Source organism: Glacieibacterium sp., assembly GCF_965200405.1.
GTDB lineage: Bacteria > Pseudomonadota > Alphaproteobacteria > Sphingomonadales > Sphingomonadaceae > Glacieibacterium.
Window position 1 is genome coordinate 2394561 of the sequence record NZ_OZ241356.1, and the last position, 13112, is coordinate 2407672.

Here is a 13112-nt window from a genome sequence, read left to right on the forward strand (position 1 = left end):
GGCGGCGATGCGCGCGGAGTCTAGAGGAAATACTTCATGCGAATGGTTTCGGTGGTGTCCGCGGCAACGTCGAAACGGGTCGCGGCATAGGTCGGCGCGCTGAACATCAGCTTGGGATTCTGGGAGAAACCGACGCCCTCCTTGGGGATGCCGAGCAGGTTCTTGTCGAGCTTGCCGTTGCCGTTCTCGTCGTGGATCAGCGACACGGCATAGTCGCCGGGCGCGAGTGGCAGCGCGACCTGAACGACAGGCGCGGCGGCGACGGTCAGCGGCGTGCCCTCGCCCTCGCACTTGCCGTCGGGAAAACGCTTGGGGCTGTGCCAGACGCACAGCACGACATTGCCGTCGCTGGAGCGCAATCCGGTCAGCGCGATCTCCAGCCGTACCGGCTCAGGCGCGGGCGCGGTGCCCAGCAAGGTGACTGGCAACGCCAGCGGCAACAACAGGCTCAGGCCCCGAAAGCTCATGCAGCAATTCCCCCGCGTATCCACGATCGGTCCCGCAGAGCCTGTCCCATACACGGAAATACAGGCCGTAGTTACACCGATAGTGGCGGTGGTGAAGATGATGGTGCGATGCGGTAATCATGCAACGCCCGAAATTGCCGTCGACCAGACGGCGCGGAAAGATCTCCCAGCCCATGTGATTGGTCACCCCGAAGAAGGTCGCGACCAGCAGCACCACCATCAGTGCCGCCCAGTGGATCGGCACCAGGAAGACCAGAACCGGAAACACGAAGGCGCCCGACAGTGCCTCGTAAGGGTGGAACGCCATAGCTGCCCAGGCGGTGGGCGGGCGAGAGTCATGGTGGACGGCGTGGACGCGCTTGAACCACCAGGGGCGGTGCATCAGGCGGTGGGTCCAGTAGAACCAGGTGTCGTGCGCGAACAGGTAGATCGCGATGCTGAACGGCAGCCATAGCCAGCCGAGCGTCGTCGGATTGTCGTAGATCAGGGTCCAGCCATGCTCACGCCAGGCGACGGCGACCAACCCGGCGGGCAGGGCGTAGATCGCGGCGGAAACCAGCGACCAGCCGATCTCGCGGCGGATCTGGATGCGGCGCTTGCCCGCATCGGCAGGTCCCGCGACGATGCCGCGGCGGGCGGTCAGCCAGGCGAACATGCCCGATACGCCGAGGTAGCGCCCCGCGACGATCGCGGTCATGCCGAGCACGCCGAGAAGGAAGGGCAGGGCGATCATGCCGGGGGTTTAGCGCCTGCGGCGGCGGGTTGGAAGCGCGACACATGCGCCGGTTCGGGCAAGTGCGGCACCGTGGCGGGGGCATTGGGGGTGCGCTGGCGGGCGGGTTGGGCTAATCCTGCGACAGATGGATTTCGACCTCATCCTAGCGGGCGGTGGCCTCGCCAACGGCTTGATCGCGCTGCGGCTGGCGCAGGTGCGTCCGGAACTGAGCGTCGCGATCGTCGAGGCGGGCACCAGCATCGGCGGCAATCACACCTGGTCGTCGTTCGCGCGCGACCTGACGGCGGAGCAGCTCGACTGGACCGCGCCGCTGTTCGCGCACCGCTGGGACTCGTATTCGGTGCGCTTCCCGGCGCATTCGCGGACGCTGGCGGCGGGCTATGGCAGCGTCACTTCGGAGCTGCTGGACGAGGCGGTGCGCGCGGCGGTGCCGGCCCGCCGAGTGTTCGCCGGGACGCCGATCGTGACGCTCGATGCCGGTTCGATCACGCTGGCCGACCAGCGCGTGCTGACGGCGCGGGCGGTGATCGACGGGCGGGGGCAGGAGCCGACGGCGGCGCTCGACCTGCGCTGGCAGAAGTTCCTCGGGCTGGAGGTCGAGCTGGCGGCGGATCACGGGCTGTCCGGGCCGATCATCATGGACGCGACAGTGCCGCAGATCGACGGCTACCGCTTCATCTACACGCTGCCGTTCGGACCCCGCCGGGTGCTGATCGAGGACACGTATTACAGTGACGGCGCGGCCTTTTCGGTCGAGGGCCTGCGCGCCCACATCGCCGACTATGCCGTGTCGCAAGGCTGGGAGATCGTCCGGATCATCCGCGAGGAGGTCGGCGTGCTGCCGATCGCGCTGGGCGGCGACGTCGCGGCATTGTGGTCGGAAGGGGTGCCGGGGGTCGGCCGCGTCGGACTACGTGCGGCGCGCTTCCAGCCGACGACGGGATACAGCTTTCCCGATGCGGTCCGCACCGCCGATCTGGTAGCGGGGCTGCCCGACTTCTCCGCCGCCGCCGTCGATGCCGCGCTCCGGGCCGCCGCGATCGAGGCGTGGGACACGCGCAGCCTGTACCGCCTGCTCAACAAGATGCTGTTCCTCGCGGCACGCCCCGACGAGCGCTATCGCATCCTCGAAAGGTTCTACCGCCTCGATGCCGATCTGATCGGGCGCTTTTACGCCAGCAAGTCGACCTTCTACGACCGGCTGCGCATCCTGACCGGCAAGCCGCCCATCCCCATTCCACGCGCCGTCCGGGCGCTGCTCCAGTACGAGGTCGACCACCGATGACGCCTGAAACCAGAACCGCCTGCGTGATCGGCAGCGGCTTCGGCGGGCTCGCGCTCGCCATCCGCCTGCAATCCGCCGGCGTCGCGACGACGCTGATCGAGACGCGCGACAAGCCCGGCGGCCGGGCCTACGTCTTCGAGGACGCCGGCTTCAAGTTCGACGCCGGGCCGACCGTCATCACCGACCCGTCGTGCCTGGAAGAGCTGTTCACTTTGTCGGGCCGCAAGCTGTCCGATTACGTCGAGCTGATGCCCGTCACGCCGTTCTATCGGCTGATGTGGGAGGACGGCTTCGTCTTCGATTACGACAATGACGACGAGGCGCTGTTCCGCCAGATCGGCGCCAAGTCGCCCGCCGACGTCGACGGCTACAAGCGCTTCCTGAAATACAGCGAGGGCGTCTTCCGCGAGGGCTATGAAAAGCTCGGGCACGAGGCGTTCCTCGACTTCAAGTCGATGCTCAAGGCGGCACCGAGCCTGATGAAGTACGAGGCGTTCCGCTCGGTCTATTCGATGGTCGCGCGCTACATCAAGGACCCGCAGCTGCGCGAGGCGTTCAGCTTCCACTCGCTGCTGGTCGGCGGCAATCCGTTCAAGACCAGCTCGATCTATGCGCTGATCCATGCGCTGGAGAAGAAGTGGGGCGTATGGTTCCCGCGCGGTGGCACGCATGCGCTGGTGCGCGGCATGGTCAAGCTGTTCGAGGACCTGGGCGGCGTCGTCAAGATGGGCGTCGGGGTCACCGAGATCACCGCCGAGGGCGCGCGCGTGACGGGCGTGAAGACCGCCGACGGCTGGTCCGGCCAATTCGACATGGTCGCGTCGAACGGCGACATCATCCACACCTACAAGGACCTGCTCGGCAATCATCCGCGCGGCAAGGCGATGGCGAAGTCGATGTCGCGCAAGAGCTTCTCGCCGTCGCTGTTCGTCACCTATTTCGGCCTGAAGGGCGTGCGGCCCGACGTGCGCCACCACACCATCCTGTTCGGCGAGCGCTACGAAGGGCTGCTCAAGGAGATCTATGGCGGCGGCAAGCTGGCCGAGGATTACTCGCTGTACCTCCACCATCCGACCGCGACCGATCCGACGATGGCGCCGGAGGGGCACAGCGCCTTTTACGTCCTGTCGCCGGTGCCGCATCGTGGCAAGCTCGACATCGACTGGGATGCCGAGGCGCCGAAGTATGCGGCGAAGATCATGGAGTCACTGGAGCGGCGGGTGTTGCCGGGTCTTTCCAGGGATCTGGTGACGATGCGGACGTTCACGCCGAAGGACTTCTCGACCGAGCTGAACGCGCATCTCGGGTCGGCGTTCAGCCTGGAGCCGGTGCTGTGGCAGTCGGCGTTCTTCCGGACGCACAACCGCGACGACGTGCTGTCGAACCTGTACTTCGTTGGAGCCGGGACGCATCCGGGGGCGGGGATCCCGGGGGTCGTCGGGTCGGCGAAGGCGACGGCGAAGCTGATGATCGGCGACGGCTTGAGGGTCGCGGCGTGACCTGCCTCTTCCTGCTCCCTCCCCCCCCGCGAAGCGGAGAGTGGGGAGGGCCGGGGTGGGGGTTCTCGGGGACAGCAAGAAGGACGCCAAGAGGCGCCCCCGCCCCGGCCCTCCCCACTCTCGGTTCGCAAGAGCTCTCCTTGGAGGGAGGGGGGAGTAAGTGACCGCCGTTATCCACGCTGCCCGCGCTTCCATCGCCCTCGGCTCCAAGAGCTTCGCGCTCGCCTCGCGCCTGTTCGACCAGCGGACGCGTGATCTTGCGACGCTGCTCTACGCCTGGTGCCGCCATGCCGACGACATCATCGACGGGCAAGCTTCGGGCCACGGCATCGTCGAATATGTCGCCACCCCGGCCGAGCGGCTGGCGGCGCTGGAGGCCGACACGCGCAGCGCACTGGCTGGCATGCCGCCGGACTCGATGCCGTTCCAGGCGCTGGCGCAGGTCGTCGAGGCGACCAACATGCCGCTGCGCTATCCGCTCGACCTGATCGAGGGCTTCCGCATCGACGTCGAAGAGCGGCCGTTCGTGACCTTCGACGACACGCTGACCTATTGCTATCACGTCGCGGGCTGCGTCGGGGTGATGATGGCGATCGTCATGGGGGTGTCGCCCGACGACCGCGAGACGCTCGACCGGGCCTCGGACCAGGGCATCGCCTTTCAGCTCAACAATATCGCGCGCGACGTCATCGAGGACGCGATGAACAGCCGGCGCTACATCCCCGACGATTGGCTGGCTGAGGTCGGGCTGACCCCGGCGCATTATTCCTTCCCCAAGCATCGCCGGCAGCTGGCGCGACTGGTGACGCGGCTGGTCGACGAGGCGGAGCGCTACGAGGCCAGCGCGCGCTACGGCACGGCGGCGCTGTCGACGCGCTCGGCCTGGGCGGTGCTGGCGGCGTCGCGCATCTATGGCGACATCGGGCGGCTGGTCCGCGACGGCGGCGCGGAGGCGCTGGAGAACCGCGTCGTGACCTCGCGCGCCGCCAAGCTCAAGGCGGTGATCGCGTCCTACCCGCAGGCGCTCAGCCGTGCGAAATCGTGGCCGCGTCCGGGTCCATCTCGCGACGGACTTTGGAGTTTTCCGTCGGGCGTGCTGCCCTGACCTTGCCGACGCCGCGCGCCTCCAGGTCGGCCAGCAGGGCGCGGACCGGCGGCGCCCACAGGAAGCCGAAGCTGACCGTGCCGTGCTTGCTCTCGACGACATGGTGGAGCCGGTGCGCCTGCATGATGCGCTTGAGATAGCGCGAGCGCGGGTTCCAGCCGTGGCGGACCCGGCGGTGGACCAGCACGTCGTGGAACCCGGCATAGATCGCGCCGTACGCCGTGATCCCGGCACCCGCCCAGATCAGCAGGTGCGAGCCGCCATAGCTTCCCCAGGCGATCAGTGCGATCGCCGGCGCGGCGAAGATCACCGCGAACCAGTCGTTCTTCTCGAAAGTGCCGTGGCGCGGCTCGTGGTGCGACTTGTGCAGCGACCACAGGAAGCCGTGCATCATCCAGCGGTGCGCGACATAGGCGAACACCTCCATGCCGGCGACGGTGGCGACGAAGATGGCGGGGCCGATGAGCCAGTTCATTGGTTGGTCACACGCATGCTGGCTGTATAGAGCCACGGCCGGCGTTTTGCACCCGCGTCCGCACGCCGCAACATGCACGGAGCCACCATGCGTCGCCTGATCCTGACCGCCCTGTTGTTCGTCGCCGCCTGCGCCTCTCCGGCCGAGCGTATCACCCAGACCCTGGTCGACCGCGGCGTGCCGCAGCGCCAGGCCAAGTGCATGGGCAACCGCCTCGGCGACCGCCTCAGCCTGGAGCAGCTCAACCGCCTCAAGACGCTGAGCAAGGTCGAGACGAGCCGCTCGGGGCGCTTCTCGATCAAGCGGCTGGCCGACGCGCTGGACCAGCAGGGCGATCCCAAGCTGGTAAGCGAAGTGATGGGCGCCGGGCTGAGCTGCCTGATCTAGCGAGGTGTCTTCGCCCAGGTCAGGTCGACGACCTCCGTGTCGATCAGGGCGCGCAGCTTCGCCGCGATGATCTCGGCGCGGTGCTGCGTCAGCCCATCGACGGTGAGGGCGACCCAGATCATGTCGTCGACCACGTCCATGCGAACCCGCCGGGGCAGCATGTCTAGCTGCGCGAACAGCCCAAGGATACGGAGGATGACCTGCGGGACGGTGTTCGCCAGGACGCGGTACTCGCTCCGGCCCTCGCCGTCGTCGGGCGCCGGTGGCGTCACGGCGACGCGCGCTGCGTCGGTACTGAGGTCGGCGGCGGGATACATGGCGACAAGATAGTCGAGACAGTGCGGCGAATCTTGCCTATCTCGCCCGGATTTCCGGTCTATGAAGTGAGTTCATCGCGCTATCGCCGCAAATCGAGTGAATCCATGTCCCTGACCCTCGATGTCTACGAACGTCGCATCTTGGCGCTGCTGCAGGAGGATTCGAGCCTGAGCATCGCGGCGATCGCCGAGCAGGTCGGGCTGTCGCAGACGCCGTGCTACCGGCGCATCGATCGGCTCGAGCGCGACGGCATCATCAAGCGACGCGTCGCCCTGATCGACCGCGACAAGGTCGGACTGAACGCCCACATCTTCGCGCAGGTCAAGCTCAACGCCCACGGTCGTGCCAACCTCGACGAGTTCACCACGGCGATCCGCAGCCTGCCCGAAGTGCTCGACTGCCATGTCCTGATGGGCCCGGTCGACTTCATGCTGCGGATCGTCGCGCAGGACATCAAGGCGTATGAGCGCTTCTTCTTCGATACGCTGTCGCAGCTTCCGGGCATCCAGGAGGTCAACTCAAGCGTCGCCCTGTCCGAGATCAAGTCGACGACCTCGCTGCCGCTTTGATCGGAGGCCTGAGCGGGATCGCGTCGCGCGGCGCTAGGGCTGGGGAACGACCGCGACCGTTATCGCCGAGGCCTGGCGGGGCGTGTGGTAGACGGCGTGCGTCTGCGCCTTGAAGTCGCCCGGCACCGCGCGGAGGATGTTCTCGACATGGGTCTGGGGATTGCGGTTGATCAGCGGAAACCAGCTGCTCTGCACCTGCACGCCGATCCGGTGGCCCTTTTTGAAAACGTGCGACGCCGAATGAAGGTCGATCCGATAGTCCAGCACCGCGTTCGGCGTGATCGGTTTCGGCGTCGTATAGCTGGTGCGAAACCGGCCGCGGAAGACGTCGTTGGCGATCATGCGTTGCCGGCCGCGCAGGGCCGGCGCGACGCTGTCGTCGGTCGGATAGACATCGACCAGCTTGACCACCCAGTCGGCGTCCGACCCGGTGGTGCTGGCATACAGCTTTGCCGCGATGTCGCCTGAGATCGTGATATCGTCGGTCAGCGGATCGGTCTGCCAGAACAGCACGTCCTTGCGCTGCGTGAAGGGCGCCTGGTCATCGGCGATCCAGGTCGACCAGGTCGATGCCTTGGACATGAAGGGCTTGATCAGCGCGCGGTCGCGGTACGGCACCGGGTCGGCGGGATCCGAGACGAAGCTGTCCGCGACGCTCTCCCCACGCGCCGGAGCGTCGAACGACAGCTTGCCGCCGGCGTGGAAATACAGGCTCCGGACGGTCGTGCCGCGCTTCAATGGCCAGCTGCCGAGGCGCTGCCAGCGGTTGCTGCCGGTCTGGAACACCAGTGCTTCGGGCTGGTCGAGCTTGCCTTCACCCTTCAGCCAATAGCGGAACCACGGCAGCTCGACCTTGCTGCGGTACCAGGCCCCCGTCGCCTCGCCGAGGTCGTAGGGCCCGTAGGTCGCACCGGGGCCGCGCCAACCGCCGTGGTTCCAGGGACCGACGACCAGATAGTTCATGCCTTTGGCGTCGCCGCGCTCCTGGCTGCGGTAGATCGACATCGGGCCGTAGAAATCCTCCTGGTCGTACCAGCCGGCGACGATCAGATTCGGCGTGGCGACACGGCGCGCCAGGCTGCTGGTCGTGCGCTGCGTCTTCCAGAAGGCATCGTAGGTCGGGTGGCTGACGAAGTTCTGCCAGCTCGGCATGCTGGTGCCGAGCTGCTGGCGGTCGAGCGTCGCGAGGTCGTGCTGCTTCAGATACCAGGCATAGGCGTCGGTCTCGCCACCGAAGTCGAACGGCTTCATGGTACGGCCGTCGGTCTCCAGCGCCGTCACCCAGCTCCAGGCATAGTCGAGCCGTAAGGCGCCGTTGTGCAGGAAGTCGTCGCCGATGAACATGTCGTTGGGCGAGGCTTGCGACGACACCGCCTTGAGCGCAGGATGCGGGTCGATCGTCGCCAGCGCCGCGGTCCAGCCGCCATAGGAGACGCCGAACACGCCGGCCTTGCCGTTGTTGGCGGGCAGGTTGGCGACCAGCCAGCCGATCGTATCATAGGTGTCGGTGGACTCGTCGACGCCGTTCGCCATGGTCTTGCGCGGGCGCAGGTTGACGAAGCTGCCCTCCGATCCCAGCCGCCCGCGAATGTCCTCCAGCACGAAGATGAAGCCGTCGGCGGCGAGCTCCTTGTACGACGTCGTCAGCACGCTGGTGACCTGCGCCATGCTGTAGCCGTAGGGCGAGCGGCTCATCAGGATCGGCAGGGGACCGCGGTTGTCCCTGGGGCGCCAGACCTGGGCGTGCAATTTCACGCCGTCGCGCATCGGGATCATCATGTCTTCGCCGACATAGCCGGCGATGATCGTGCCCGCGGCGACCTGATGCGTCGGGTCGGCGGCGGGGGCGGCGGCAGCAGTAGCGGCAGCTGGGGGCGCCAACTGGGCTGCGCCGCCCGCCGCCCCCGGCGCACTCGCCGCCGTTGCGACGAGGCCCAGGATGCAGGCGAAGCGGATGGCGGCGCGGTCGTGCATCGGGCGCTAGAACTTCACGCGCGCACCGAAGGTGAAGTAGGTTCCGACCGCGTCGTAGAAGATCGGACCGGTCGGGCTGACCGGCGGCTGCTTGTCGAAGACGTTGTTGACGTTGAGCGACAGCGTGAAGGTTTCGGTCGCCTTGAACTGCGCGCCGAGGTCGAGATAGGTGTAGGCCTTGACGTCGTTGTTCACCAGGATGCCGTCGAGCAGGTGGTTGAACTTGCCCTTGCCGACATAGCGGGCGCGTGCGTCGAGGCCGAGCCAGTCGTTCTGGTAGGTCATGCTCAACGTGCCGCGCCAGTTCGGGATGGCGTTGCCGGTGCTGCTGCCGACGTCGCCGGCGCTGTCGACGCTGGAGACGCCGGTGTCGAACGTGAACTCCTTCACATAGGTCGCCAGCGCGCGGGTCCGCAGCGTGCCCGGGATGTTGCCGCCGAGCGCCGACAGCGGGAAGACGTACGACGCCTCGATATCGAAGCCGCGGGTCTTGAACTCGGCGATATTCTGCGAGTTCGAGGCGACTTCGGTCACGGTACCCGCCGCGTTGCGGGTGATCCGGGCGCAGGCGGCGGTGCTGCCGTTGCGGCAGGCGAGCGTCAGGTTGGAGGCCGACAGCGTGGTGATCGCGCCTTCGATGTTGATGTTGTAATAGTCGACCGACAGGTTGAACCCGGGCAGGAACTTCGGCGACAGCGTCGCGCCGATGGTGGTCGTGTAGCCGACCTCGGGCACCAGGTCGGTGTTGCCGCCGCTGAACGTCGTGACCTGCTGCGGCGCCGGATTGTAATTGGCATTGGCAGCGGCGCGGCCGGCGCTGTCCTGGTCGACGAGCGGCCCGATGTTGATCGAGCGGACCGCGAACAGCTCGGTCACTGTCGGTGCCCGGATATCGCGCGAGCGCGTGGCGCGCAGCAGCAGCGTGTCGAACAGGCCGATGGTGCCGCCGCCCTTCCACGACCAGATGCCGCCGCTGCGGCTGTAGTCGGAGTAGCGCGCGGCGCCGTTCGCATCGATCTTGATCTTGCCCTCGACGTCGAGCAGCGGCACGGCGACCTCGCCAAAGCCCTCCTTGACGTTGAAGCCGCCGCTGATCGGTGAGCCGTACAGGTTGAGCGGGCCATAGGCACCGGCGAGATCGGCGGTGCCGCTGCGCGAGGTCTGTTCCTCCCACCGGGCCTCGGCGCCGACCGCGATGGTGACCGGCCCGGCCCATAGCGAGAACAGGTCGCCCTGGATCTCGACGGCTGCCGCATCGAGCTTGTTGGTGGTGTCGTTCTGCTGCGTGCCGCGGATGTAGTTGAGCGCCTCGGCCGACGGGGCTTCGGCACCGAACAGGTTGAGCGGACGGCAGGCGGCGTCGTCGTTGGCGGCGTTGGCATCGGCATTGATGCCGCAGACGGTCTGGCCGCCGCTCGACACGGCGTTGACCGCATTGTTGAAGCGCGAGACGATGCGGGCGTTGCGGACGCGCTGCGCGAAGTCGACTTCGCCGTGGCTGTAATGGCCCTGCGCTGTCCAACTGCCGCCGAGGTCGATGTCGAAGCCGACCGCACCTTCCTTCTGCTCGCGCTTGCCGTCGTAGACGAGGCGGAACTGGTTATCGAAGAAGCGCCCGAGCGTGAAGCTGGTCTGCCCCGCCGCCGCCAGCGTGCTGCGGATCGCCGGTGACAGGAACGGGTTGGTCGCCTGGATGGTCAGGCTCGACGGTGCGCCGATATCGGGCAGGAAGTTGTAGACCGACCGCGACCGGCCATAGGTCGCGTCGGCCCATAGCTTGACCGCGCCGAAGTCGTAGCTGGCGCGGGCGAAGGTGCTGATCCGCTCCAATGGCGTCGTCACCGCGATCGCGTCGTACAGTCCGACGGCATCGGCGCCGCCGATCACCTGGGCCGGGAACGGCGTGGTCGCCGGGTTGACCGCCAGCGAGGTGCCGCCGCGATAGGCCCGCAACGTGCCGTCGCTGTTGAACATCTGGCCGGCGAGGACGCCGCTGGTGATCAGTCCGCCGGAGGTCTGGTTGCCGAAGTTGACGTCGCGCACCAGGATCTGGCGCGTGTCGGTGGGTACCGTCGGGTTGAGCCGGACGATGCCGGCGCTGCCGAGGTTGCGTCGGCTGTTGCGGTCGGGGATCGACTTGTCGTTGACGTACTCGCCGCTGAACATGAGCTGCCCGCGGCCATCGGCGAAGGAAGTGCCCATCGTCAGGTCGCCGCCATAGCGGGCGCCGTCGCCGCGCGAGGAGATGCCCGACACGCCGCCGACGGTAATGCCCTTGATCTCGTCGGCGAGGATGATGTTGACGACACCGGCGACGGCATCGGAGCCATACGCTGCCGACGCACCGCCGGTCACTACCTCGACCCGGCTGACGAGGCCGAGCGGGACGTAGTTGAGATTGTTCTGCCCGACGAAGCGGCGACCGTTGACCAGCGTCAGCGTGCGGTTCGATCCAAGTCCACGGAGGTCGACGGGGGCGCTGCCGCTCGAGGTGTTGCCGACGGAGACCTGCGTCGTGACCGTCGGGCGGAATGCGGGGCTGTCGTTCAGGACCTGCTGCAGATTGGCGCGCTGGCCCTGGCGCAGCTCGACGGCGCCGATCACGGTCGTCGGCGTCGGCTGGTTGAACCCGGCACGCTCGATGCGCGATCCGGTGACGACGATCTCGGCCTCATTGGTGCCGGCGTCTTCGGCGGGCGTGGCGGCGGGCGAGGCGACCTGCGCCATCGCGGGACCGCCCGCGAAGATCATCGCCAGGGCCAGGACGCTGCTCGACCTCAGGCCGAGTTTGCCGATGCGCTGCTTGTAACCGTCCATGTATTCCCCCGTTCGCTGGCCCAACCACGTTACGGGAATATGTCACGATGTCCGATATAGGACAATACGTGTCTTGGAATGAGAAGATCGGCACTTCTGGGCGAGTGGAAGCAAATTTTTGCTGATCTTGAGGTAATTCGTTCCATAACAGCGGTAGTTTCAAGAGTTTGGCAACGAACGACAGGCTGTTTGAGCCATTTGATGTCGGAATCCCTTTGTTATTCTTTTTTTGGACCGAGACGAAGGTCGTTCCCGGCCCGGCATCCTCGCTTATTTAAAGCAGATAATCCGATTGACGTTCTCGCGATGTGCCAATACCATCCTGATCAGAAACAAGGGGGCTGGTATGACGCGGGTTTCGCGCAGGACGGTTATCGGCGCAGCGGCGACCGCCGCAGTGTTTCCCCTGATCGGCTCCGGCGGCGCCCGAGCTGCCGTCGCGGCCCCCAGGACATATTCGCGTCGGGTGATAGACCTGGTCCACGAGAGCCTGGTCATCGACATGCTGGCGCCGATCAAGATCGCCTTCGGCCCGGAGTTCTACGCTACTCGCATGAGCGCGCAGGACGAGGCGGACTTTCGCGCCAGCGGTATCACCGGCTTCCATCACGCCGTCGGCCTGGGTGGCCCGGACGCCCGCGAAAGCGCGCTCGACTTCTTCGCCATCTGGGGAAACTACGTCGCCCGTCACGCCCATCTGTTCTGCGCGGTCGGCACTGCAGCGGACCTGGTGAGCGCCAAGCGCGACGGCAAATGCGCCATCATCATGGGGCTGCAGAACGCCGACCACTTCCAGCGCGTCGCCGACGTGAAGCACTTCTACGAGATCGGCCAGCGTTGCTCGCAACTGACGTACAATTCGCAGAACCGCCTCGGATCGGGGTCCACCGACCGGGTCGATGGCGGCGTCAGCGACTTCGGCGTGTCGATCATCACTGAGATGAACAAGGTCGGCATGCTGATCGATGTCTCGCATTGCGGCGATCGCACCACTCTCGACGCGATCGAGTTGTCGCCCAAGCCGATCGCGATCACGCACAGCAATTGCCGCGCGCTGCTGAACCATCCCCGCGTCAAGACCGACGAGGCGATCCGCGCGCTGGCCCGGAAGGGCGGGGTGATGGGCATCACCGGGGTCCGCAATTTCGTCAGCAAGACCGACCCGACGACGATCGCCAACATCGTCGATCACATCGATCATGTCGTTAAGCTCACCGGGATCGAGCATGTCGGCATCGGCACCGACTCCGACCTCAACGGCTATGACGACATGCCGGCGGAGATGAACAAGCAGCTGCGCGCCGGCTACAAGGACAGCTACGCCTTTCGCGACAAGATCGACGTCGACGGCTTCGATCATCCGCGCAAGATGTTCGACCTGACCGAGGAATTGCTCCGCCGCCGCTATTCGGATGCGAACATCAAGGCGATCCTCGGCGGCAATTTCTACCGCCTGCTCGCCTCGACCTGGGGCGGCTGA

At 66.6% G+C, this 13112-nt stretch carries 12 protein-coding genes; 6 read left to right on the forward strand and 6 right to left on the reverse strand.

The annotated features are described in order from the left end of the window. Positions 1–20: 20 nt before the first annotated feature. Together ACOFKW_RS11230 and ACOFKW_RS11235 are read right to left on the reverse strand one after the other, a co-directional pair. Entirely contained in the window at positions 21–467 is a 447-nt protein-coding gene (locus ACOFKW_RS11230; RefSeq protein ID WP_419814240.1) for a DUF2141 domain-containing protein, read from the reverse strand. Further along, a complete protein-coding gene (locus ACOFKW_RS11235) occupies positions 391–1200 on the reverse strand; it encodes a sterol desaturase family protein (protein ID WP_419814241.1) in 810 nt (269 codons plus the stop codon). Before ACOFKW_RS11235 ends, ACOFKW_RS11230 begins: the two co-directional genes overlap by 77 nt. Positions 1201–1327: 127 nt before the next feature. Between ACOFKW_RS11235 and crtY the strand changes: the two genes are divergently transcribed. The 3 genes from crtY (at position 1328) to ACOFKW_RS11250 (ending at position 5092) form a co-directional block, all read left to right on the forward strand. Beyond that, positions 1328–2488: a lycopene beta-cyclase CrtY gene (crtY, locus tag ACOFKW_RS11240; RefSeq protein ID WP_419814242.1), complete on the forward strand. Its 1161-nt coding sequence runs from the start codon at positions 1328–1330 to the stop codon at positions 2486–2488. Continuing rightward, the gene (locus ACOFKW_RS11245; RefSeq protein ID WP_419814243.1) at positions 2485–3987 is read left to right on the forward strand and encodes a phytoene desaturase; all 1503 of its coding nucleotides are present in this window, start codon (positions 2485–2487) and stop codon (positions 3985–3987) included. Before crtY ends, ACOFKW_RS11245 begins: the two co-directional genes overlap by 4 nt. A gap of 160 nt (positions 3988–4147) precedes the next feature. Continuing rightward, positions 4148–5092, forward strand: coding sequence for a phytoene/squalene synthase family protein (locus tag ACOFKW_RS11250; protein WP_419814244.1), 945 nt, complete (start codon positions 4148–4150; stop codon positions 5090–5092). On the opposite strand, the gene ACOFKW_RS11255 is transcribed toward ACOFKW_RS11250, so the two are convergent. Next, a complete protein-coding gene (locus tag ACOFKW_RS11255; protein ID WP_419814245.1) occupies positions 5013–5567 on the reverse strand; it encodes a beta-carotene hydroxylase in 555 nt (184 codons plus the stop codon). The genes ACOFKW_RS11250 and ACOFKW_RS11255 overlap by 80 nt on opposite strands. 87 nt (positions 5568–5654) lie before the next feature. Between ACOFKW_RS11255 and ACOFKW_RS11260 the strand changes: the two genes are divergently transcribed. Further along, positions 5655–5954 (forward strand): hypothetical protein, encoded by a 300-nt coding sequence (locus ACOFKW_RS11260; RefSeq protein WP_419814246.1) that lies wholly within the window; start codon positions 5655–5657, stop codon positions 5952–5954. Here the strand turns inward: ACOFKW_RS11260 and ACOFKW_RS11265 are convergent. Beyond that, positions 5951–6271: a hypothetical protein gene (locus ACOFKW_RS11265; RefSeq protein WP_419814247.1), complete on the reverse strand. Its 321-nt coding sequence runs from the start codon at positions 6269–6271 to the stop codon at positions 5951–5953. The genes ACOFKW_RS11260 and ACOFKW_RS11265 overlap by 4 nt on opposite strands. A 105-nt stretch (positions 6272–6376) precedes the next feature. Here ACOFKW_RS11265 and ACOFKW_RS11270 point away from each other — a divergent pair, with 105 nt between their 5' ends. Beyond that, on the forward strand, positions 6377–6841 hold the full coding sequence (locus ACOFKW_RS11270) for an Lrp/AsnC family transcriptional regulator (RefSeq protein WP_419814248.1): 465 nt from the start codon (positions 6377–6379) through the stop codon (positions 6839–6841). A gap of 33 nt (positions 6842–6874) precedes the next feature. On the opposite strand, the gene ACOFKW_RS11275 is transcribed toward ACOFKW_RS11270, so the two are convergent. Together ACOFKW_RS11275 and ACOFKW_RS11280 are read right to left on the reverse strand one after the other, a co-directional pair. Next, positions 6875–8815: a CocE/NonD family hydrolase gene (locus ACOFKW_RS11275; RefSeq protein ID WP_419814249.1), complete on the reverse strand. Its 1941-nt coding sequence runs from the start codon at positions 8813–8815 to the stop codon at positions 6875–6877. 6 nt (positions 8816–8821) lie between these two features. Further along, on the reverse strand, positions 8822–11632 hold the full coding sequence (locus ACOFKW_RS11280; protein ID WP_419814250.1) for a TonB-dependent receptor plug domain-containing protein: 2811 nt from the start codon (positions 11630–11632) through the stop codon (positions 8822–8824). A gap of 466 nt (positions 11633–12098) precedes the next feature. Between ACOFKW_RS11280 and ACOFKW_RS11285 the strand changes: the two genes are divergently transcribed. Then, the gene (locus tag ACOFKW_RS11285) at positions 12099–13112 is read left to right on the forward strand and encodes a dipeptidase (protein ID WP_419814251.1); all 1014 of its coding nucleotides are present in this window, start codon (positions 12099–12101) and stop codon (positions 13110–13112) included.